The following is a 24,179-nucleotide window of genomic DNA, read 5'->3' on the forward strand; positions in this document are numbered from 1 at the left end:
GCGCCGATTATTCGATGTCGAACGACACGCCCTGCGCCAGCGGCAGAGCCTTCGAATAGTTCACCGTGTTGGTGGCACGACGCATATAGGCCTTCCACGAGTCCGAACCGGATTCGCGGCCACCGCCGGTTTCCTTCTCACCGCCGAAGGCGCCGCCGATTTCGGCGCCCGAGGTGCCGATGTTGACATTGGCGATACCGCAATCCGAGCCGTCGACGGCGAGGAAGCGTTCCGATTCCTGCATGTCGCGGGTGAAGATCGACGACGACAGGCCGGCTGCGACCGCATTGTGGTCGGCGAGAACCGCGTCGAAGTCGCTGTACTTCATGACGTAGAGGATCGGCGCGAAGGTTTCTTCGAGAACCGGGCCAGCCTGCTTCGGCATTTCGACCAGCGCGGGCTTGACGTAGTAGCCGTTGTCATAGCCGAGCTCGACGCGTTCGCCGCCGGTGACGGTGCCGCCGTGCGACTTCGCTTCACCGATCGCCTTCTGCATGCCGTCAAAGGCAGCCTTGTCGACGAGCGGGCCGACGAGGGCCGTCGTTTCCAGCGGGTTGCCGACCGATACCGAGCCATAGGCCTTCTTCAGACGCGGAACGAGCTGGTCGTAGATGCTCTCGTGCACGAAGAGGCGGCGCATGGTGGTGCAGCGCTGACCGGCGGTGCCCATGGCGCCGAAGGCGATGGCGCGCAAAGCCATGTCGAGATCGGCCGAGGGGCAGACGATGCCGGCATTGTTGCCGCCGAGTTCGAGGATGGCGCGGGCGAAGCGCTTGGCGAGGCGCGGACCGACTTCGCGGCCCATGCGGGTGGAGCCGGTGGCGGAAACGAGCGGTACCTTCGGGTTGTCAACGAGGACTTCACCGACGGTGCGGTCGCCGATCAGCACCTGCGACAGGCCTGCCGGAGCGTCGCCGAAGCGGGCGAGCGCACGCTCGAAAATCGCCTGCGAGGCAAGCGCCGTGAGCGGGGTCTTTTCCGACGGCTTCCAGACGACCGAGTTGCCGCAAACGATGGCAAGCGCTGCGTTCCACGACCAGACGGCGACCGGGAAGTTGAAGGCGGAGATGACGCCGACGACGCCGAGCGGATGCCAGGTCTCCATCATGCGGTGGCCGGGGCGCTCGGTGGCGATCGTCAGGCCGTAGAGCTGGCGGGAAAGACCGACGGCGAAATCGCAGATGTCGATCATTTCCTGGACTTCGCCGAGGCCTTCGGAGGTGATCTTGCCGGCTTCGATCGAAACCAGGCGGCCGAGGTCGGCCTTGAACGCGCGCAGTTCTTCGCCGAGCAGGCGGATCAGTTCGCCGCGCTTCGGCGCCGGAACGAGACGCCAGGCCTTGAAGGCTTCATGGGCCTGTTCGATCTTGGCAGCGGCTTCAACGGCCGAAACGGTCTTGAGGCTCGCGATCTTCTCGCCGGTGACCGGGCTATAGGACGGCATGTCGCCGCCGCTGTAGAGTTCCTTGGCGACGCCCATCTTTTCGAGAAGCGCTGCGGCTTCCTTGGTCACGTCGACTTTCTTGGTTGCGATGTTCATGGTCTGACTCCCGTTTTCTTGGCTTAGATCATTAGTTAGAGCGGAATGCGGGCGGAAAACCGCACACACTTTTCCTCATTCCGCTCTGGCCTATCCGAAACGCACGCTGCCGAGCTTTCCCGGCGAGGTGAGCGTCTTCAGGCCTGCGGCCATGTCCTTGAGTTTGTCTGGTGTATAAAAGTCGTAATAGGCCTGGTTGCGGCGGCCGATCGCATGTTCCGCGCTGAAGCTGCCGTGGTACTCCTCGACGGCGACCGCGAAAACCCATTCGCGAAGCCGCGGTTCGAAGGTCTCGTCCTCGCGAAGGTCGCTGTCCTTCGGCACGACGAGGTTGAAGTGCACGCCACCGTCGCCGATATGGCCGAAATCGCAGACGGTCACGTCAGGAAATTTCGCCGGCATTTCGCCCTTCATATGGTCGCAGAAGGCCATGATGTCACCCCTGCGGAAGGAGAGGTCGAAGGCGATCAGCTTGCCCAGGTGCTTGACGCCCTCGGACAAGGCGTGGCGCAGCGCCCAGATTTCGTGCGGCGGGCCGACGAACGCATCGGCGAGCGGCGCCGATTCCATTTCCCAGATCTCGGCCAGTGCCGATTCCAGCACGGCGTCGAGCGACTGTTCGCCCTCGCGCGGTGCCCAGGTGCGGCTGATCTCGGCGAGGATGACGTAATCAGGAACATTGCCGCCCTGGAACGGGTTCTTCAGCGACGGCACATGGGCAAGAGCCGCTTTGACGGCGTTCTTCGACATGCCCTCGAAAGCCGAGAGATAGGCGCCGAGGCGTTCTTCCATGGCGCGGAGCAGCGGCATCACATGGGCGCCGCTTGCGGGAACCAGCAACGCTGTTGCCGTCTGCTGTGGCAGGCGCTCGAGGTTCAGGACGCATTCGGTGACGATGCCGAAGGCGCCCGACGTGCCGAAGAAAATCTGTTTCCAGTCGACGCCGGTGTTGTTCTTGCGCAGGTCGCTTTGCAGGTCGAGAACGGTGCCGTCCTCGTCCGCCAGCACGACCTTGAGGCCCAACGTATTGCGACGCACGTCGCCGTACTTCAGGAAGCGCGAACCGCCGGTGTTGGTGGCGATCATACCGCCGATGCGCGGGTCGGCGCCGAGATCGATCGGGAAGAACAGGCCGTGCTCTTCCAGGCGCCGGTTGAGATCGGACAGCCGGAAGCCGGCATCGAGCCGCACCGAGCGGTTGTCGAGGTCGAGATCGAATTGCTTGGTCAGCCGGTCGAGGCTGAGGACGATTTCATCACCCGACTGGTCCGGGGTCGAGCCCGAGACGAGGCCGGTGTTGCCCGATTGCGGGATCAAAGCGATGCCGTTCGTGACGCAATAGGCAACAGCGGCGGAGACTTCTTCCGTCGTCGCCGGCCGCAGCACGAGCGAAGCCCGGCCGCGATCGTATCGCGCCCCGGTCTCGTAGGCTTCCAGGTCTTCAGGACGCGTGACGACACCCTTGTCTCCAAGGATGCCGGTCAATGCGTCGATGTGCAGTTTCTCGATCATCTCGAAAGCATCATTCCGCAGCGATCGCGCCGGTCAAGGCCTGGATGCAGCTTTCGATCGAAGCCTGCTCGATGCCGGCATAGTGGTCGAATTCGTTGAGCACGGTGGCGCCGAGATCGGTTTCAAAACGCTTCTGGTTGGGGCTGGCGACGAATTCCTGCTGGGCGCCGTCGCCAAGGTTCGACTGGAAGATGCCTGCGGCGCTGACCGGCAGGAAGTCTTCGTAGACGATCGCGTCGAACTGGACGAGGCCGTCGGTGATCAGCGCCTCGATGTCACGGGCCGGGGAAATGCCGGCCTTGCTGCCCTTCTCCGTCAGCGAATAGCTGAAATAGCCGAGGCCGGCTTCGCGGATACCTGCCCAGGTGTCGGGGAAAGGCTGGAACGCCTTGGCGAGTGCCGCTTCGTATTCGCGGGCATTCGAGCCGTCGGCCGCCGGGCGGACGATCTTGCGCGAGGCGTCGAGCAGCTCGTCGTAGAGCGCACGGCCCTTCGGCGTCAGCGCAATGCCGCGCTGTTCGATCTCGCCGAAGCGGGCGGTGTGCGAACCGGCCTTCCAGGTGCCGTCGGCATCCCTGAAGGAGACCGGCTCTTCCAGGGCCTTGAACGAGGTCTGGCGCAGGAGGATCGGGCACTTGCGGGTCGGCGGCCCCTCGACGACGGCTTTCGGGGCGATGGCGTATTCCGGCATCAGCGCCTGCACCTTGTCGATATCGAGCGTGCGCGGCGTCAGGTGGTTGATGTGCGGCCCCTTGAAGGAGACGACGTCGGCGATCAGGCGATGGGCGTCATGCAGGCGCTTGTACATGTCGGCGCTGACATTGGCCTTGTCGTGCCAACGGAAGGTTTCGAGCACTTCCGAGACGAAACGTTCGGCGTCCGCCTTGTCGAGGCCGCCGTCGCGCTCGGCCTTTTCCGTCAGCTCCACGGCGCCGGCGGTGAAGATCTGGCGCGCGGCGAGGATGACCTCGGCTTCGGCGCGCAGCGCTTCGTCGGCGATCAGGTCGAGGCGCAGCAGCGAGGTGAAGACGCGGAACGGGTTGCGCTTCAGCGCGGCCTCGCCGACCGGGCGGAAGGCGGTCGAATGGACGGGGACGCCGGCGGTCGACAGATCGTAGTAGCCGACCGGATACATGCCCATGACGGCGAAGACGCGGCGCATCATTGCGAGTTCGGCCGGCGTGCCCAGGCGGATCGCGCCGTGGCGCTCCTCGGAGATACGATCGAGCGAATCCGTGGCATCCAGACGCTCCTTCAGGAGCGGGTCGGCGGCGAGCGTATCGTCGTTCACCTTGGCGACCAGTTCCATCAGCGTGCCATAGGCCGGCACCTCTTCGCGGTACATGACCGACATGGCTGCGGAAAAGGCCGAACGGATGTCGTCGGCGGATACGAAACTATTCTCTTTCACTGGGGCTCGCCTCGCGCTATGGGTGAAGGACAAGGTCATTCTCATTTCGGATCATATCCGATCGAACTGGCCATTGATCGCGTTGCTTCCGACTATGTTGATGCGAGGCTGGAATGAAGTTAAGCCGCAGGCTGGTTCCCGACGTGACGACGCTGCAGGCGTTCGAGTGCGCGGCGCGACACGGCAGCTTCACGCAGGCCGCCGCCGAACTGAACCTCACCCAGAGCGCCGTCAGCCGGCAGATCAAGGATCTCGAAAACCAGCTCGGCGTGCTTCTATTCGAGCGCGTGCGCCAGCGGGTGATCCTGTCGGATGCCGGCCAAAAATTCCTGCCGGAGGTTCGGCGTCTCCTCAACCAGACCGAGGAACTGATGGTGCGCGCCATGGCTTCGGCCCGGGCGGACTCGACGCTCTCGATCGCCTCGCTGCCAACCTTCGGCAGCCGCTGGCTGGTGCCGCGCCTTCCCGATTTCCTCAAGCGCCATCCGGATACGGTGCTGAACATCGCCTCCCGTTCCGCGCCTTTCGATTTCGACGAACAGAACTTCGATCTCGCCATCCACTACGGCCAACCGGTCTGGGCGCGCGCCACCTGCAGCTATCTCTGCAGCGAGATCATCGTGCCCGCTGCAAGCCCCGCCCTCTTGGCGAACCATCCGGTCAAGACTCCCGAGGATCTCGTCGCCGGCCCGTTGCTGCACCTCGCCACGCGTCCCAAGCTCTGGGCGCAATGGTTCGAGGCGAACGACATGGACGGCCGCGGCGCCTATCGCGGCAACCGCTTCGACCAGTTCTCCATGGTGATCGAAGCGGCGACGGCGGGCCTCGGTTTTGCGCTGCTGCCACGTTACCTGATCGAACAGGAAATTGCCGCCGGCACGCTCAGCATCGTGCTCGACCGGCCGATGAAGACGGAAAACAGCTACTATCTCGCCGTGCCCGAGGGCAAACTCGAAAACCCCATCAGCCTGGCCTTCCGGGAGTGGATTACCGAGCAGGTAGGCTGACGGATTTTCTGCAAATCGAGGGAACCTTCCTCGCCGCTTCACGTTTCGCCTCGTCTGCCATCCGCGATGAAGCTTGAGAAGAGGGCAATTGAGAGAGCTGTATCGAAGTGCCATTGGGGGCGTGTTTAGCGGCCGGTTTCGGCTTGATTCGTCTGTGCGCAAATCGTCCAAACTTATATGAGCAATCCTTGCAAGCTGTTGGCACCACGGCTAAAAAATGCCATTTTCATGCATCACGCGGCCTTGAAAACCAATGCGCCGCCGGCTTTGCGATCTCCGATGCCCAGTCGAGGGCGGTGCCTGTTACCGCCAGTTCCCCACATGCGGGAATTGACGGTGGATGGGAGGACACATGACCGTGTCTAGCAACGCGCCGGCTCAGCCTGAATTCTCAGGTCCGCAGCCAACCCGGCAACCCAACGAGGACCGGGCCGATCAACCCCGGCTGGATTCAGAACCCGTACCCATGCAGCTTCAAACTACGCCGCCCACCTCTCCGCGCGAACCGGAAGCAAAGCAGATCGACTACAATGATTCGATCCGCGCCACCTTCTTCTCGATGGAGGACCTCCGGCAATGCGGCGAGGATCTCGCATTGAAGGGCGCTTCCGCGCTGCCGGGTTTCTTCCCGTTCGAGTTCCGCCCGCGGCATCGTGAAAACGAGAACGAGATCCTGCGCGTCTACCGGGCGACGGCCGCCGACGTGGAGGCCGGGGCGACGATAACGCCGGCCGCCGAGTGGCTGCTCGACAACCACCATGTCGTCGAAGAAGCGATCCAGGAAGTCCGGCGCGACTTCCCGCGCCGGTTCTATCGCCAGCTTCCGACGCTCCCGGTTTCGGGCACGGTGATTCCGCGCACCATGGCGCTCGCCTGGCTCTATGTCGCCCACACGCACAGCACGGTGACGCGAGAAAGCATCACGGCGATGGTCGAGGGCTTCCAGAAGCACGAGACCTTCAAGATCGGCGAACTTTGGGCGCTGCCGTCGATACTGCGCTTCGTGCTGATCGAAAATCTTCGCCGGATCGCCATCCGCGTCGAACGCTCGCGCGGCATGCGCCGCAAGGCAAACGATGTCGCCGACCAGATCATCCGCCTGAACGATCCGGAAAAATGTCGGGCACTGCTGGCCGAGTCGGAAGCTCTGGCCGCCGACAACACCTTCGTCGCGCAACTGCTTTACCGCATGCGCGACGGCTCGCAGACTTCGGGCGCCGTCATCGGCTGGATCGAGGAGCAGCTCGAGAACCGCGGCAGCGACGTTGAGAACGCGCTGGTCGCGGAGCAGAACCGCCTGTCGTCCGGTAACGCGACGATGAGCAACATCATCCGCAGCCTGCGCGAAGTCGACGACACCGATTGGGCCGTCTGGTTCGAAAGCGTCAGCAAGATCGATGCGGCGCTGCGCGAGGGCTCCGACTATGCAGCGCTCGATTTCGGCTCGCGCAACAAGTATCGCGATACGATCGAGAAGCTGGCTCGCCGCTCCGGTCACAGCGAATACGAGGTGACGCAGATCGCCATCGAGATGGTGCGCGAGGCGGAGGCCGCGGCCGCGACCGAAGCGCCGCTGCAGGAGCCGAATGTCGGTTCCTTCCTCGTCGGCAAGCAGCGGAAGATGCTCGAGAAGAGGATCGGCTACCGACCCTCGCTGCTGCAGACGATCATCCGTATCAGCCGAAAGCTCGACTGGTTCGCGATCGCCGGACCGAACATCCTCTTGACCATCCTGGCGATGATCGCCGTCTTTTCCTTCGTCAGCCCGATGGACATTCCGAACGGCGCGAAGCTGATCATGCTGCTTCTTTTCGCGCTTCCGGCTTCGGAAGGCGCGATGGGCCTGTTCAACACGCTGGTGACGCTGTTCGTCAAACCATCGCGACTTGTCGGCTACGAATTCCTCGACGGGATTCCCGAGCATGCCCGCACCCTCGTCGTCGTGCCCTGCCTGATCGCCAAGCGCGACCATGTCGACGAACTCGTGCGTAATCTCGAGGTACATTATCTGGCCAATCCGCGTGGCGAGATCTACTTCGCGCTTTTGAGCGATTGGGCGGACAGCAAGGTGGAGGAGTCGAGCACCGATTCCGACGTGCTCGACTACGCCAAGCGCGAGATTGCCCAGCTTTCGGCGCGCTACGCCTATGACGGCAAGACGCGCTTCTACCTCCTGCATCGCCGCCGCCTGTTCAACGAACAGGAAGGCGTGTGGATGGGATGGGAGCGCAAGCGCGGCAAGCTGCACGAGCTGAACATGCTGCTTCGCGGCGACCGCGACACCTCATTCCTGCAGGGCGCCAACACGGTGCCGGACAACGTCCAGTACGTCATGACGCTCGATTCCGACACGCGCCTGATGCGCGATGCGGTGACGAAGCTCGTCGGCAAGATCTGCCATCCGATCAACCGCCCGGTGGTCGACCCTAAGACGCAGAAGGTAATCGCCGGCTACAGCCTGCTGCAGCCGCGCGTGACGCCGTCGCTGACCACGGGCAGCGAAGCCTCGGCCTTCCAACGCATCTTCTCGGCCAACCGCGGCATCGACCCCTATGTCTTCACCGTTTCCGACGTCTACCAGGACATCGCCGGCGAAGGCAGCTTCACCGGCAAGGGCCTCTACCATGTCGACGCCTTCGAGGCGGCGCTGAAGGGCCGGATCCAGGAAAACGCCGTTCTCAGCCACGACCTGCTCGAAGGCTCCTATGTGCGCTGCGCGCTGGTGACCGACGTCGAGCTCGTCGAGGATTTCCCGACCCGCTATGAGGTCGAGATGTCGCGCCAGCATCGCTGGGCGCGCGGCGACTGGCAGCTCCTGCCCTACATCTTCAACTTCTCGAACGGGCTGTCGATGCTCGGCCGCTGGAAGATGTATGATAACCTGCGCCGCTCGCTGATCCCGCTTGCCTGGCTCGTCGCCTCGGTCATGGGCTGGTACTATATGGAGCCGGCGGAAGCGTTGATCTGGCAGATCGTGCTGATCTTCAGCTTGTTCGTGGCTCCGACTCTGTCGCTGATCAACGGCCTCCTGCCGCGCCGCAACGACATTGTCGCTCGCGCCCACCTTCACGCCGTGCTCACCGAAATCCGTGCCGCCAATGCGCAAGTGGCGCTGCGCATCGTCTTCATTGCCCACAATGCGGCGATGATGGGTGACGCGATCGTGCGCTCGCTTTACCGCACCTTCGTCAGCGGCAAGCTGATGCTCGAATGGCGTACGGCGGCGCAGGTGCAGAGTGCCGGCCACGGCACGATCGGCGATTACTATCGCGCCATGTGGATCGCGCCGGCGCTTTCGGCGCTTTCGCTGGCACTTGCCGCGGTCTCCGACACCGGCCTGCCGTTCATCGGCATTCCCTTCGCGCTGCTCTGGGCGCTGTCGCCTGCCGTTGCCTGGTTCGTCAGCCAGTCGGCCGAAACCGAGGACCAGCTCGTCGTCTCCGACGAGGCAATCGACGAGATGCGCCTGATTGCGCGTCGCACCTGGCGTTATTTCGAGACCTTCGTCACCGCCGAGCAGCACTTCCTGCCGCCGGACAACTTCCAGGAAACGCCGCAGCCGGTTCTGGCCGAGCGCACCTCGCCGACCAATATCGGCGTCTACCTGCTGTCGGTGATGTCGGCGCGCGATTTCGGCTGGATCGGCTTCGAGGAGACGATCAACCGGCTGGAGCAGACGATCGCCACCATCGACCGGATGCCGAAGTATCGCGGCCATCTGTTCAACTGGTATCGGACGAACACGCTCGACACGATGGAGCCGCGCTACATCTCGTCGGTCGACAGCGGCAACCTTGCCGGTCACCTGATCGCCGTATCGTCGATGTGCCGCGACTGGGCCGAGGCCCCCTCGGCGCATGTCCAGGGCAGCCTGGACGGCATCGGCGACGTCGTCGCGATCCTCGAGGAGGTGCTGCGCGAGCTGCCCGACGACCGCAAGACGGTCCGGCCGCTGCGCCGCCTGATCGAGGAACGCATCGTCGGCTTCCAGAACGCTCTTGCTGCAGTCAAGCGCGAGCGCGAGTTCGCGTCGATCCGGGTGATCAACCTCGCCGTGCTGGCGCGCGACATGCACAAGCTCACCGTCAACCTCGACCATGAGGTGCGCACGCCGCAAAGCACGGAAGTGACGAAATGGGCAAACGCACTGGTCAGTACCTGTGAAGCCCATATTGCCGACGGTGTCTTCGACCTTAGTGCGATCGAATCGCTGCGCCAGCGCCTGCTGGTGCTGAAGGACCGCGCCCGCGACATCGCCTTCTCGATGGATTTCAGCTTCCTGTTCCGGCCGGAGCGGCGCCTGCTGTCGATCGGCTTCCGGGTCAACGCCAACGAACTCGACGAGGCCTGCTACGACCTTCTCGCCTCGGAAGCCCGTCTCACCAGCCTGTTTGCCATCGCCAAGGGCGACCTGCCGACCGAGCACTGGTACAAGCTCGGCCGTCCGATCGTGCCGATCGGCGCGCGCGGCGCGCTGATCTCCTGGTCGGGCTCGATGTTCGAATATCTGATGCCGCCGTTGGTCATGCAGGAGCGGCAGGGCGGCATCCTCAACCAGACCAACAATCTGGTGGTGAAGGAGCAGATCAACCACGGCCGCCGCCTCGGCACGCCCTGGGGCATTTCGGAAGCCGCGTTCAATGCGCGCGACCACGAACTCACCTACCAGTACACCAACTTCGGTGTGCCGACGCTCGGCCTGAAGCGCGGCCTCGGCCAGAACGCGGTCATCGCGCCCTACGCCTCGATCCTTGCCTGCATGTACGATCCGAAATCGGCGCTCGCCAACCTCGGCCGTCTGCGCGAGGTCGGCGCGCTCGGCGCCTACGGCTTCCACGATGCCGTCGACTTCACGCCGACGCGCGTGCCCGAAGGCCAGAAATGCGCGGTCGTGCGCAACTACTATGCGCACCACCATGGCATGTCGATCGCGGCCGTCGCCAACGTCGTCTTCAATGGCCGCCTGCGCGAGTGGTTCCACGCCGACCCGGTGATCGAGGCCGCCGAACTCCTGCTGCAGGAAAAGGCGCCGCGCGACATCCCGATCATGAATGCCAAGCGCGAGCCGGAATCGGTCGGCAAGGGCCAGGACGATCTCCTGCGTCCGGAAGTCCGCATCATCGAGAACCCGCTGGCGCAGGACCGTGAGACCGTGTTCCTCTCCAACGGTCACTACTCGATCATGCTGACTGCCAATGGTGCCGGTTACGCCCGCTGGAACGGCCAGTCCGTCACCCGCTGGAAGCCGGATCCGGTCGAGGACCGCACCGGAACCTTCATCTTCCTGCGCGACACGACCACCGGCGATTGGTGGTCGGCGACATCGGAGCCGCGCCGCGCCGCCGGCGAGAAGGTGCTGACCCGCTTCGGCGACGACAAGGCCGAATTCGTCAAGACGGTCGGCGATCTCACCAGCGAAGTGGAGTGCATCGTCGCCACCGAACACGACGCGGAAGGCCGCCGGGTCATCCTGCTCAATACCGGCGCCCAGGATCGTTTCATCGAAGTGACTTCCTATGCCGAGCCGGTGCTTTCGACCGACGAGGCCGACAGCGCGCATCCGGCCTTCTCGAAGATGTTCGTGCGCACGGAGATCAGCCGCCGTGGCGACGTCATCCGTGTCAGCCGCAACAAGCGCAGCGCCAGCGACCCGGACATGGAAGTGGCGCATCTCGTCACCGACAATGCCGGCAGCGATCGCCATACGGAAGCGGAGACCGACCGTCGCCGCTTCATCGGCCCGGGCCGGACGCTTGCCGAAGCGGCCGCCTTCGATACGGATGCGGTGCTTTCAGGAACCGATGGTTTTACCCTCGATCCGATCATGTCGCTGCGCCGCGTCGTCCGCGTGCCCGCCGGCAAGAAGGTCAGCGTCGTCTTCTGGACGATCGCTGCGCCGAACCGCGAGGAGGTCGATCGGGCGATCGACCGCTACCGCCATCCGGAGACCTTCAACCAGGAGCTCATCCACGCCTGGACCCGCAGCCAGGTGCAGATGCGCCATGTCGGCGTGACTTCGCAGGAGGCGGCGAGCTTCCAGATGCTCGGCCGCTATCTCGTCTATCCGGACATGCACCTGCGTGCCGATACGGCAACGGTGCAGGCCGGCCTCGACTCCCAGTCGAAGCTCTGGCCGCTGGCGATCTCGGGCGACTATCCGATCTTCTGCCTCCGTATCAACGACGACGGCGACCTCGGCATCGCGCGTGAAGCGCTACGCGCTCAGGAATACCTGCGTGCCCGCGGCATCACCGCCGACCTCGTCATCATCAACGAGCGGGCTTCGTCCTATGCGCAGGATATGCAGCACGCGCTCGACTTCATGTGCGAGAACCTCAGGCTTCGCGGTCTTTCGGACGGCCCGCGCCAACACATCTTCTCGGTGCGGCGCGACTTGATGGAGGCGGAGACCTGGTCGACGCTTCTGTCGGCTTCGCGCGCCGTGTTCCATGCCCGCAACGGCACGATCTCCGATCAGATCGCCCGCGCCAACTCGCTCTATTCGCCGGCGCCGGTGAAGGGCAGCGAGAAGAGCACCGGGTTCGTCGGACCGCTGCTGGCGGCGCCGCAGGAGAAGACGGGCGTTGCCCCGGCGGAAATCAGGGGCGACGGCCTTTCCTTCTGGAACGGTTTCGGCGGCTTTGCCGAAGGCGGTCGCGAATACGTCGTGCGCCTGCGTGGCGGCGAAGCGACGCCGCAGCCCTGGATCAACGTGATCTCCAACGAGCAGTTCGGCTTCCACGTTTCGGCGGAAGGGGCGGCCTTTTCCTGGAGCCGCAACTCGCGCGATTACCAGTTGACGCCGTGGACGAACGACACGGTCATCAACCGCCCGGGTGAAGCGATCTTCATCCGCGACATGGAGAGCGGTTCGGTGTCGACGCCCTATGCGTCGCTCTCGCGTCGCCGCTCCGTCGTCTTCGAAACCGCACATGGGCTCGGCTATTCGAGCTTCCGCAGCACCCAGGACGGCCTCGAGATCGAGGCAACCCATACGGTCCACCGCAGCCTGCCGGCAAAGCTCATCCGGGTCTCGATCCGGAACCGTGCCGCGACGGCACGGCGGTTGAGGCTCTACGGCTATAACGAGTGGGTGCTCGGCAACAACCGCGCCCGTTCGGCACCCTTCATCCTCTCGAAGTGGGACGAGGAGGCAGCCGCATTGGTCGCAACCAACCCCTATAGCATCGACTATGCCGGTCGGTTCGCCTTCTTCACTGTCGATGGCGGCCAGGCCGCCGGCTACACCGCGAGCCGCCGGGAGTTCCTCGGCTCGCTCGGCGGCATCCTCGTGCCGCAGGCGGTGCTTTCGGGCGCCGACCTCTCCGGCTCCGTCGACGTCGATGGCGATCCCTGCGCCGTCGTTGCGTCCGATCTGACGATCGAACCCGGCGCCGAGCGGCAGGTCACCTTCATTCTCGGCGATGCCGACAATGAGGATCAGCTTCGCGCCATCATCGGTGAGCTGCGCGAGACCGCCTTCGATACGGTGCTCGACGCGGCAAAGACGTTCTGGCGCGATTTGACCGATATCGTGAAGGTGGAAACGCCGGATCCGGCTTTCGACGCCATGATCAACCACTGGCTGCCCTATCAGAGCCTCGGTTGCCGCATCATGGCACGCTCCGCCTTCTATCAGGCGAGTGGTGCCTTCGGCTTCCGCGATCAGTTGCAGGACACGCTGGCCTTCCTGATCCACCGGCCGGAGCTTGCCCGGGCGCAGATCCTGAACGCCGCGGCCCGCCAGTTCGTCGAGGGTGACGTGCAGCACTGGTGGCTGCCGGGAACCGGCGCCGGCGTGCGCACGATGATCTCCGACGACGTCGTCTGGCTCGCCCATGCCGTCACGCATTACTGCTCGGTGACGGGCACATCCGACATCCTGTCGGAACAGATCGCCTTCATCAGCGGGCCGGCGCTCGAAGAGGGCCAGCACGACGCCTTCTACAAGCCGGAAATCTCCGAGGAGGTCGGCGACGTCTACGAGCATTGTGCTCGCGCGCTCGATCTCGCGATCAAGCGGACCGGCAAGAACGGCCTGCCGTTGATCCTCGGCGGCGACTGGAACGACGGCATGAACCGGGTCGGCGCTGCCGGCAAGGGCACCAGCACCTGGCTCGGCTGGTTCCTCGCGGGCACCCTGCGTGGCTTCCTCCCTTACGCGCGCGAGCGCAAGGACCAGACCCGCGTCACCCGCTGGGAGTCGCATCTCGAAACCCTGAAGAAGGCGCTCGATACCGCCGGCTGGGACGGCGACTACTATCGTCGCGGTTATTACGACGACGGAACACCGCTCGGCACGAGCGAGGCGCTCGAGTGCCGGATCGATTCGATCGGTCAGTCCTGGAGCGTGCTTTCGGGCGAAGGCGACGAGCAGCGCTCGCTCAAGGCGATGGACGCGGTCATGGCCGAACTCGTTGATCCAGATCAGCATATCGTCCGGCTGTTTACGCCGCCGCTCGAACGGACGTCGCAGGATCCGGGCTACATCAAGGCCTATCCGCCCGGCGTGCGCGAGAATGGCGGGCAATATACCCATGCGGCCACCTGGGTGGCGCTGGCCTTCGCCGAACAGGGCAGGGCCGAGGAGGCCTGGCGCGTCTTCCAGATGCTGAACCCGGTCTCGCATGCCGGAAGCCGGGAGGCGGCGGAGCACTACCGCGTCGAGCCCTATGTCGTCGCCGCCGACATCTATGGCGAAGGCGATCTCGCGGGACGCGGCGGCTGGACCTGGTATACCGGGTCGGCCGGTTGGCTCTATCGCGTCGGCATCGAGGGTATTCTCGGAATCCGCAGGCAGGGCGACAAGCTAGTCATCAGGCCGGTGCTGCCGGCGGCCTGGGATGGCTACTCCGCCGAGGTGACGCTCAACGGCGCGCGGCACAAGATTTCCGTGCAGCGCGACCAGAAAAGTGGCGAGCCGATCGTCAGCATAAACAATAGTGTCACAAAAAACGCGCATGAAGGCATTTTGCTGTAACTGCCGGCACTGAAGACAGGACGAGACCGGCTTTGTTCCCGCAAGGGCAAGGCCGGTTTTTTCTTTGCGGAGGTGCCGGCGGCACGATCTCGACGGCCGGGCGTCGTGCCTTGGAGCGTCGTGCGTTCGGACGAACGCACAAAGGACGCTCTAATACATTGAAGCTAGAGCGTCTTTTCCGCGTCCGGTGACTTCACGTGCGAGCGGGATGCTCTAGATCACCCCAGAGCGGGATGCGGGCGGGAAGCCGCTGCACATCGTCATCTCGCTCTCGTTCATGGTGCCGGGCATCACGCGACAAGGCGAGGTGTCGGTGCCCGTTTCAACAGGGATGGGGCAGGGGCGCCAAATCCTGGAAAACGGAGCGCATGCTGCAAAAGACATTTCAGGATGGCGTCACCCCGACGTCCGTCCGAATGGTTCCCAAGGAGCGTGACACACGCCTCGACGTGTTCAGGGCGCTGTGTCTGCTGACGATCTTCGTCAACCACGTTCCGGGACAGTATCTCGAATATCTGACGCACAAGAACTTCGGCTTTTCCGATTCCGCCGAAGCCTTCGTACTGATCTCCGGCCTGTCGGTCGGGATCGCCTATGGCGGAAAATTCGCCGCCGGCGGACGGCTGGCGACGACGCTGAAAATCTGGCGGCGGGCGCTGGCGCTTTACATCGCCCACATCATGACCAGCATCGTGACGCTGGCGATCTTCGCCGGCGGTGCGATCTATTTCGGCCGGCAGGACTTGATCGGCGAGATCAATATCCGTCCGATGGTGGAGCAGACCGAGCAGGGCATCGTCGCCATGGTGCTCTTGGGACACCAGCTCGGCTACAACAACATCCTGTCTATGTATGCGGCGCTGTTCTTGATGCTGCCGGGAATCCTCTGGCTGAACGGCGTCAGCAAGAAACTGCTGCTATTGCTGTCGGCCGCCCTGTGGCTGGCCGCAGGCATCTTCAAATTCGTGCCGTCGAACTTCCTTGACGAAGGCTATTGGTTCCTCAATCCCTGGTCCTGGCAGTTCCTGTTCGTCATCGGCATCGTCCTGATGACCTTCGTGCGTGGCGGTGGAACGCTGCCGCGATGGCGCTGGCTGTTCGTCCTTTGCTGCGCCTATCTCGCGGTCTCGGCTGTCTGGGTACTGTTCTCCTTCTGGAGCATAGACCTCTCCTTCGGTCTTCCAGCGGTGCTCACCGGCTTCGACAAGACCTTCCTGTCGGGACCGCGGTTGCTGCATGTGCTGGCGCTCGCCTATGTCATCGCCGTGACGCTTCGGATCAGCAACCTTGCCAAACTCGACAGCGATCATCCGCTCGCCGTGGTCGGGCGGCATTCGCTGCCGATCTTCATCTTCGGTACGATTCTGGCGATGTCCGGCCAGGTGCTGCTGTTCGTCACCGGGCGAAATCCGATCTTCGGCAGCTTGTTCGTGCTCGTCGGCATCGGGCTGCATTTCGCCTATGGCTATTATCTCGAATGGCTGCGCGGCATTGCCACGGCGAGGCCGCTGCGGGCGACGTGACCGTTCACCGCCGCTGTCCGCGCCGCTCTTCCCGCGCCGACGCCTCATGGTGTCGGCCGCGAAGCGAAAGACATGCAGTGACCAATGACCCGGCGCCTGCGACCTGTTCGAGCCCCATATTGACGCTCTAGGACAAATGTCCTAATAATTCCGGCCGAACGGGACGTCGCACATCCATGCCAATAGCATCCACTCGCAACCTGATCATCGAAAAGGCGGATGCCCTCTTTTACGAAGGTGGATTCGAGGCCACATCCTTTGCCGACATTGCGACCGCGGTAGGCATCTCGCGCGGGAATTTCTATCATCACTTCAAGACCAAGGACGACATACTCGATGCGGTGATCGTCCTTCGCATGGAGCGCACACGCGCGATGCTCGATGGCTGGCAAGCCGAGGGGGAAGGCCCGCGCGAGCGTATCCTCTCCTTCATCCACATGCTGATCGCCAACCGGGCGAAGATCATGACCTTTGGCTGCCCGGTCGGGACGCTTTGCTCCGAGCTCGCCAAACTTGATCACGCGGCGCAGAAGCGGGCGACCGAAATCCTCGGCTTGTTCCGCGACTGGCTCGCCGGACAGTTTCATGCCCTCGGTGCCGGCGACCAGGCGGAGGCGCTGGCGCTGCATCTGCTCGCGTGGTCGCAGGGCGTGGCCGTCATGGCGACCGCTTTCCGCGACGAGGCATTCATTTGCAGCGAAGTCGCCGGGATCGAGCGCTGGATGGCGAACGCGACGAGCCTTTCCCACCCCGGTTGACCAAGGAGCACCGATGTTCGTTACCTTCCTGAAATTCGCGGAAAACCGCGCCGCTGCGCCCGAATTCATGGCGGCGCACAATGAGTGGATCGCACGCGGTTTCGCCGATGGCGTGTTCCTTTGCGTGGGATCTCTGCAGCAGGCTGCTGGGGGCGCGATTCTCGCTCATCAGGAAAGCCGGGCGGCCTATGACGCGCGCATAGCGGCCGACCCGTTCGTCGTCCAAGGGATCGTAACCGTTGAAACCTACGAAATCGACCCGAAGCGGACCGTTGCTGCTCTTGATTTCCTGAAGGCGCCGGCATGAGCGGCAGCGTTATGGGGCTGGACGGCCGTCTTCGGTGCCGCTGGTGTATCGCAGCGCCCGAGTTTCTCGACTACCATGACAAGGAATGGGGCGTTCCGGTCGTGGACGACATCAGGTTGTTCGAGAAGCTTTGCCTCGAAAGCTTCCAATCGGGCCTGAGCTGGCGCACCATCCTCGCCAAACGTGAGAGTTTCCGGGCCGCTTTCGCCGGCTTCGATTTCCGCAAAGTGGCACTGTTCGATGAGGCCGATGTAACGCGGTTGATGGCGGATGCAGGTATCGTCCGGCACCGCGGCAAGATCGAGGCTGTCATCAATAATGCACGACGCGCCTGCGAGCTGGTCGAGGCTGAGGGCTCGCTTGCAGCATTCGTCTGGCGGTTCGAGCCGGTCGATGACGAGGCGCGGCCGCAAAGCCGCTCGACCTCACCTGCCTCGGAGGCATTGTCGAAGGAGCTGCGCAGGCGAGGCTGGAAATTCGTCGGCCCCATCACCGTCTATGCTTTCATGCAGGCGATGGGCCTGGTCAACGACCATGCAGAGGATTGCGTCATGCGATCCGAAGTCGATCGGGCGCGCGCGAGTTTGCGTCGTCCGTCGTGACGGCCTTCCACAAAAAACCCCGAGGTTATCCCGGGGCTTTCGTATCATCTGCAGCGCCTTGCGCCTTACGCGGCCGTATGGCTCATGCGGACGTCTTCGTCCGTCAGGATGCCGCTGGCGCGCAGCAGGGCTGCAAAGCGGCCGTTGCTCTGGCTGAGCTCGTTGAAGCCGCCCATTTCGACGATCCGGCCCTGATCCATGAAGATCACCAGGTCGGCCTCGCGCACCGTCGACAGGCGGTGAGCGATGATGAAGGTCGTGCGGTTCTTGCGCAGCGCATCGATCGCATCCTTGACGCGTGCTTCGGTTTCGACGTCGAGCGCACTGGTCGCCTCGTCGAGCACCAGAATCGGCGCATTCTTGAGGATGGCGCGGGCAATCGCCACACGCTGGCGTTCGCCGCCCGACAGGCGGTTGCCGCGCTCGCCGACGACCGTGTCGTAACCATTGGTCCGGCTTTCGATGAAGTCGCATGCGGCTGCGGCTTCGGCCGCCGCCATGACTTCCTCGATCGTTGCGTCGTCACGGCCGAGGCGAATGTTGTCCTGGATCGAGCGGTTCATCAGGCCCGCATCCTGGAAGACTGTGGCGATCGAGCGGCGCAGCGACTTGCGCGTGACCTTCGAAATATCGTTGCCGTCGATCAGGATCTGGCCGTCACGCGGGTCGTGAACGCGCTGCAGCAGGTTGACGAGGGTCGTCTTGCCGGCACCCGTCGGGCCGACGATGGCGACCGTCTGGCCAGCCTTGGCGGTGAAGGAGACGTCGTGCACGCCCTGGTTCGTGTTGGCAAAGTCGAAGGAGACGTTGCGGAACTCGACTTCACCGACGACGGGCGGCAGTTCGGTCGCACCCGCCGGCTCGTCGCGTTCGCGGACGGCGTCTTCGAGGTTGAAGAAGTCCTCGAGCTTGGCGCGGGCTTCGAAGATCTGCGTCACGAAGGCCTTCATCTGGTCGAGACGGCCGATCAGCAGGTTGGCAAAGCCGATGAAGGCGATGACTTCGCCGACGCCGAGCTCGCCGCGCTGTACCAGCACGGTACCGATGACGAGGATCGCCATCATCGAAATGGTGGAGGCGACGCGGTTCAGCGCGCTCGCCAGCGCCCACCAGTCGAGCACCGGGAACTGGGCGGAGATCAACCGCTCGGTGAACTTCTTCAGCTCGCGGGTTTCAGCCTCGATGCGGTTGTAGCTGTGAACGACCGAGACGTTGCTGATGGCGTCGGAGACGTGGGAGAAGACCGTATGGTAATGGTTCTCGACCGAGGCCTGGCCTTCCTTGGTGCGGGCCAGGACGACCTTGCTGATCAGCACGTAGAGCGCGCCGAGCACGACGAGCACGAGCGAGAGGCGTACATCCATTGAAAAGGCGGTCGGAACGAGCAGCGCGAGCGCCACGGCAGTCGCCAGGTGCTGGCGCATGAATTCGAGCCAGAGGCCGAAGAGGGTTTCGCAGGCGCGCAGCAGTGTGTGCAGCGCGTTGGACGTGCCGCGCTGGCTATGCCATGCGAGCGGCATGGAAACGATACGGCCGAAGGCTTCCGTCAGCAGCGTGGCGCGGCGGCCATGGGCCAGCCGGTCCGCCTCGCGGGCGACAAGCACGAAGGCGACGGTGTTGAACACGCCGAGACCTGCCCACATGAGCAGCATGGGCGTGACTTCGCCCTTCGACGAAATGGCGTCGATGATGCGCCCGAACAGGACCGGTTCGGCAATCGTGATGATGGCCAGAACGACGTTGGCGAGGACGATCGCCGAGACACGAAACTTGTGAGCCGCAAGATACTGGAGCGCTCTTGCATACACTTGGAACAATGACACTGTCTCACCCCTTCCGGGTACCGGATTTGGTGCCGCAGACTTTCCGCGGCGGATGCACCCGCGTCCTCGATGTACGGTTGGCGGACCTTGGTCCGCCGCTGTACATTCGGGGCCGCGCTGAGACGGTCTTAGGCGGCAAGGGAGGCCGTAGCCGGACGTATGGACAGCCACTCGTTTTCCCGTTTCGCTCGTAACCGAAGCTTGGCGAGAATATTCATAGTCTGCTATCTATCGTGCCAACTCCGATTTCTTGCATATTTCGCATAAGACCGGGCGTGGTATGACGGATTATCGCGGGTGCAACATGAATGGTCGCTGAACGGTGCCTTTATGTCCGGATTCGGAAATGCGACCATATGCATCTACCTGGAAGGTGATCCATGAACATTACGCTGCTCGTACAGTTTCTCGCGCTTCTGGAGGAGATGAAGACTCGCGAGGAAATCATTCCGGAATTCGAGCGCCTGCTCGATCGCTGCGGCTTCGACTACTACGGCGTCGTCCGGCAACCGAAGCCGCATGACAATCCGCTGCGGCTGCTGCTCGCCGGTCGCTGGCCGGAAGGCTGGCCGCAGATCTATATCCGCAAGAAGTTCGTGGTGATCGATCCGACCATCCGCTATCTCGGCCATGCGCAGCGAGGTTTTCGCTGGCGCGACACGCTGTTTGCCTTCCGCTCCGATCCGCATCGCAAGCGCATGGAAAGCATGATGATCGAGGCCCGCAACCACGGTCTCTATGATGGCTATATCTTCCCGGTGCACGGCCGGCGCGGCCTGCTCGGCAACCTGACGGTCGGTGGTCGTGTCGTCGAACTGAGCCCCGTCGAGATCAGCCTGTTCGATGCCATCGCCAAGCGGCTGTTCTGGAAGCTGCTGGAGCTGAGCGATCCCGAGGTTTCGGCCGAGCTCGGCTCGCGCGTCGAGGTACAGATGACGCGGCGCGAAATGGAAGCGCTCAACTATCTGGCCGACGGCATGACCTCGAACGACATCGGCAAGGTGCTCGACATTTCGAGCCACACGGTCGACTGGTACATGAACGGCATCCAGGAGAAGCTGAAGGGCAAGAACCGCCATCACGTCGTGGCGATCGCCTTCCGGCTCGGGTTGATTTCCTAACGTCAAAGGCGTTCGGTTTCCTGTCGCATCTGAAATTGCGCTCTGCTCGGTGACTCGCTAATACTTTATTTCGCGGGTGCAGCATTTCCCGCAATTTCAAGTCATTGAGGAGACCGACTTGCCTATCTCGAAGATCCTTGTTGCCAACCGTTCTGAAATTGCCATCCGCGTTTTCCGCGCTGCAAACGAACTCGGTCTGAAAACGGTCGCGATATGGGCAGAAGAGGACAAACTGGCGCTGCACCGCTTCAAAGCGGACGAAAGTTATCAAGTCGGCCGCGGCCCGCACCTTGCCCGTGACCTCGGTCCGATCGAAAGCTACCTGTCGATCGACGAGGTGATCCGCGTCGCCAAGCTTTCCGGCGCCGATGCCATCCATCCGGGCTACGGCCTGCTTTCGGAAAGCCCGGAATTCGTCGATGCCTGTGACGCCGCCGGCATCACCTTCATCGGCCCGCGGCCGGAGACGATGCGCCAGCTCGGCAACAAGGTCGCCGCGCGCAACCTCGCCATTTCCGTCGGCGTGCCCGTCGTGCCGGCCACCGATCCGCTGCCGGACGACGAAAAGGAAATCCACCGTCTTGCCGCCGAGATCGGCTATCCGGTCATGCTCAAGGCCTCCTGGGGCGGCGGCGGCCGCGGCATGCGCGCCATCCGCGACCCGAAGGACCTGATCCGCGAGGTAACCGAAGCCAAGCGCGAGGCGAAGGCCGCCTTCGGCAAGGACGAGGTCTATCTCGAAAAGCTGGTCGAGCGCGCCCGCCACGTCGAAAGCCAGATCCTCGGTGATACCCACGGCAATGTCGTGCATCTCTTCGAGCGCGACTGCTCGATCCAGCGCCGCAACCAGAAGGTCGTCGAGCGCGCGCCGGCGCCCTATCTCTCCGACGCGCAGCGTCAGGAGCTTGCCAATTATTCGCTGAAGATCGCGCGTGCGACCAACTATGTCGGCGCCGGCACGGTCGAGTATCTGATGGATGCCGACACCGGCAAATTCTATTTCATCGAGGTGAACCCGCGCATCCAGGTCGAACACACCGTCACCGAAGTGGTGACCGGCATCGACATCGTCAAGGCGCAGATCCACATCCTCGACGGCGAGGCGATCGGTACACCGGCATCGGGCGTACCTGACCAGGCGGACATCCACCTCAACGGCCACGCGCTGCAGTGCCGCATCACCACCGAAGATCCGGAGCAGAACTTCATCCCGGACTATGGCCGCATCACCGGCTATCGTTCGGCGGCCGGCTTCGGCATCCGTCTCGACGGCGGCACGGCCTATACCGGCGCCTACATCACCCGCTACTACGATCCGCTGCTGGTCAAGGTCACGGCATCCGGCAGCACGCCGGCGGAAGCGATCAGCCGCATGGACCGGGCGCTGCGCGAATTCCGCATCCGCGGTGTGGCGACCAACCTCACCTTCCTCGAGGCGATCATCGGCCACGAGCAGTTCCGCAATAACACCTACACGACCCGCTTCATCGACACGACGCCGGAACTGTTCCAGCAGGTGAAGCGCCAGGACCGCGCGACGAAGCTCTTGACCTATCTGGCCGACGTCACGGTCAACGGCCATCCGGAGGCAAAGGGCCGCCCGAAGCCGCCGGCGGACGCGGCCAAGCCCGTCGTGCCGTTCATCCAAGGCGAAATTCCCGCCGGTACCAAGCAGAAGCTCGACGAACTCGGCCCGAAGAAGTTCGCCGAGTGGGTGCGCGGTGAAAGCCGGGTGTTCCTGACCGATACGACAATGCGCGACGGTCACCAGTCGCTGCTTGCGACCCGCATGCGCACCCACGACATCGCCCGTGTCGCCGGTACCTATGCCCGCGCGCTGCCGCAGCTCTTCTCGCTGGAATGCTGGGGCGGTGCGACCTTCGACGTTTCCATGCGCTTCCTCACCGAAGATCCCTGGGATCGCCTCGCCCGCATTCGCGAGGACGCGCCGAACCTGCTGCTGCAAATGCTTCTGCGCGGTGCCAACGGCGTCGGCTACAAGAATTACCCGGACAATGTCGTCAAATACTTCGTGCGCCAGGCGGCGAAGGGCGGCATCGACGTCTTCCGCGTCTTCGACTGCCTCAACTGGGTCGACAACATGCGGGTGTCGATGGAGGCCGTTGCCGAAGAGAACCGCATCTGCGAAGCGGCGATCTGCTACACCGGCGATATCCTGAACTCGGCGCGCCCGAAATACGATCTCAAGTATTACACGGCGCTGGCGGCCGAGCTCGAAAAGGCCGGCGCGCACATGATCGCCGTCAAGGACATGGCGGGCCTGTTGAAGCCGGCGGCCGCGCGTGTGCTCTTCAAGGCGCTGCGCGAGGCGACGGATCTGCCGATTCATTTCCATACGCACGACACCTCGGGCATCGCGGCCGCGACCGTCCTTGCTGCCGTCGAAACCGGTGTCGACGTGGTCGATGCGGCGATGGACGCCTTGTCCGGCAACACCTCGCAGCCCTGCCTCGGCTCGATCGTCGAGGCGCTTCGCGGCTCGGAGCGTGATCCGGGGCTCGACCCCGAATGGATCCGTCGCATTTCCTTCTATTGGGAAGCGGTGCGTTACCAGTACGCCGCCTTCGAAAGCGACCTCAAGGGACCGGCATCGGAAGTGTACCTGCACGAAATGCCGGGCGGCCAGTTCACCAACCTCAAGGAGCAGGCGCGTTCGCTCGGCCTCGAAACCAAGTGGCACCGTGTCGCCCAGGCCTATGCCGACGCCAACCAGATGTTCGGCGACATCGTCAAGGTGACGCCGTCCTCGAAGGTCGTCGGCGACATGGCGCTGATGATGGTCTCCCAGGACCTGACCGTCGCCGACGTCGAGAACCCGGCGAAGGACATCGCCTTCCCGGATTCGGTCGTCTCGATGCTGAAGGGCGATCTCGGCCAGCCCCCGGGCGGCTGGCCGGAAGCGCTGCAGAAGAAGGCGCTGAAGGGTGAGAAGCCCTATACCGCCGTTCCGGGCTCGCTGCTGCCGCCGGCCGATCTCGATGCGGAGCGCAAGGCAATCGAGGACAAGCTCGAGCGCAAGGTCGACGACTTCGAGTTCGCTTCCTACCTGATGTATCCGAAGGTCTTCACCGACTATGCGGTCGCCGCCGACACCTACGGTCCGGTCAGCGTCCTGCCGACGCCGGCCTATTTCTACGGGCTGGCGCCGGGCGAGGAGTTGCAGCCGGAGATCGAGAAGGGCAAGTCGCTGGTGATCCTGCACCAGGCGAAGAGCGAGCCGGACGAGAAGGGCATGGTCAAGGTGTTCTTCGAACTGAACGGCCAGCCGCGCCTGATCAAGGTGCCGGATCGCAACCGCAGTGCCGCCAGCGCCATTCGCCGCAAGGCCGAGGGCGGCAATGCAGCCCATCTCGGTGCACCGATGCCGGGCGTCATCTCGACCGTTGCCGTCAGCGCCGGCCAGGCGGTCAAGGCCGGCGACGTGCTGCTCTCGATCGAGGCGATGAAGATGGAGACGGCGTTGCATGCCGAGAAGGACGGCACGATCGCCGAAGTGCTGGTGCGCGCCGGCGACCAGATCGACGCCAAGGACCTGCTGATCGTTTTCGACGCCTGAGGGCTTCTGCCCCTGTAA

At 63.6% G+C, this 24,179-nt stretch carries 12 protein-coding genes; 8 read left to right on the forward strand and 4 right to left on the reverse strand.

Annotation, left to right across the window (positions count from 1 at the left end; translation table 11 throughout):
- Nucleotides 1–7: 7 nt before the first annotated feature.
- From amaB to hglS, 3 genes are all read right to left on the reverse strand, one after another.
- On the reverse strand, nucleotides 8–1,540 hold the full coding sequence (gene amaB / locus AC0C6X_RS07870) for an L-piperidine-6-carboxylate dehydrogenase (protein ID WP_173517897.1): 1,533 nt from the start codon (nucleotides 1,538–1,540) through the stop codon (nucleotides 8–10).
- 90 nt (nucleotides 1,541–1,630) lie between these two features.
- Nucleotides 1,631–3,052 (reverse strand): FAD-binding oxidoreductase, encoded by a 1,422-nt coding sequence (locus AC0C6X_RS07875; RefSeq protein WP_472952438.1) that lies wholly within the window; start codon nucleotides 3,050–3,052, stop codon nucleotides 1,631–1,633.
- A 10-nt stretch (nucleotides 3,053–3,062) separates the two neighbouring features.
- Complete coding sequence (gene hglS / locus AC0C6X_RS07880; protein ID WP_472952441.1) at nucleotides 3,063–4,463, reverse strand: 2-oxoadipate dioxygenase/decarboxylase HglS; 1,401 nt, start codon at nucleotides 4,461–4,463, stop codon at nucleotides 3,063–3,065.
- A gap of 113 nt (nucleotides 4,464–4,576) precedes the next feature.
- Between hglS and AC0C6X_RS07885 the strand changes: the two genes are divergently transcribed.
- The 6 genes from AC0C6X_RS07885 to AC0C6X_RS07910 all read left to right on the forward strand — a co-directional run bounded on the left by AC0C6X_RS07885 (nucleotide 4,577) and on the right by AC0C6X_RS07910 (nucleotide 17,640).
- Complete coding sequence (locus AC0C6X_RS07885) at nucleotides 4,577–5,470, forward strand: LysR family transcriptional regulator (RefSeq protein WP_173517894.1); 894 nt, start codon at nucleotides 4,577–4,579, stop codon at nucleotides 5,468–5,470.
- Between the two features lie 352 nt (nucleotides 5,471–5,822).
- Nucleotides 5,823–14,450, forward strand: coding sequence for a cyclic beta-(1,2)-glucan synthase (gene ndvB, locus AC0C6X_RS07890; protein WP_472952443.1), 8,628 nt, complete (start codon nucleotides 5,823–5,825; stop codon nucleotides 14,448–14,450).
- A gap of 368 nt (nucleotides 14,451–14,818) precedes the next feature.
- Nucleotides 14,819–15,973, forward strand: a complete 1,155-nt coding sequence (locus AC0C6X_RS07895) for an OpgC family protein (RefSeq protein WP_472952445.1) — start codon at nucleotides 14,819–14,821, stop codon at nucleotides 15,971–15,973.
- Nucleotides 15,974–16,149: 176 nt separating this feature from the next.
- On the forward strand, nucleotides 16,150–16,731 hold the full coding sequence (locus AC0C6X_RS07900) for a TetR/AcrR family transcriptional regulator (protein WP_472952447.1): 582 nt from the start codon (nucleotides 16,150–16,152) through the stop codon (nucleotides 16,729–16,731).
- Between the two features lie 13 nt (nucleotides 16,732–16,744).
- On the forward strand, nucleotides 16,745–17,038 hold the full coding sequence (locus AC0C6X_RS07905; protein ID WP_247959373.1) for a YciI family protein: 294 nt from the start codon (nucleotides 16,745–16,747) through the stop codon (nucleotides 17,036–17,038).
- On the forward strand, nucleotides 17,035–17,640 hold the full coding sequence (locus AC0C6X_RS07910; RefSeq protein WP_472952450.1) for a DNA-3-methyladenine glycosylase I: 606 nt from the start codon (nucleotides 17,035–17,037) through the stop codon (nucleotides 17,638–17,640). The genes AC0C6X_RS07905 and AC0C6X_RS07910 overlap by 4 nt, the downstream gene beginning before the upstream one ends.
- Before the next feature lie 65 nt (nucleotides 17,641–17,705).
- On the opposite strand, the gene AC0C6X_RS07915 is transcribed toward AC0C6X_RS07910, so the two are convergent.
- On the reverse strand, nucleotides 17,706–19,463 hold the full coding sequence (locus AC0C6X_RS07915) for a glucan ABC transporter ATP-binding protein/ permease (RefSeq protein ID WP_472952452.1): 1,758 nt from the start codon (nucleotides 19,461–19,463) through the stop codon (nucleotides 17,706–17,708).
- Between the two features lie 380 nt (nucleotides 19,464–19,843).
- Here AC0C6X_RS07915 and AC0C6X_RS07920 point away from each other — a divergent pair, with 380 nt between their 5' ends.
- Entirely contained in the window at nucleotides 19,844–20,584 is a 741-nt protein-coding gene (locus AC0C6X_RS07920; protein ID WP_173517887.1) for a helix-turn-helix transcriptional regulator, read from the forward strand.
- Between the two features lie 118 nt (nucleotides 20,585–20,702).
- Nucleotides 20,703–24,161 (forward strand): pyruvate carboxylase, encoded by a 3,459-nt coding sequence (pyc, locus tag AC0C6X_RS07925; RefSeq protein ID WP_472952455.1) that lies wholly within the window; start codon nucleotides 20,703–20,705, stop codon nucleotides 24,159–24,161.
- Nucleotides 24,162–24,179 lie beyond the last annotated feature (18 nt).

This window comes from Ensifer sp. VA4, from assembly GCF_055710065.1.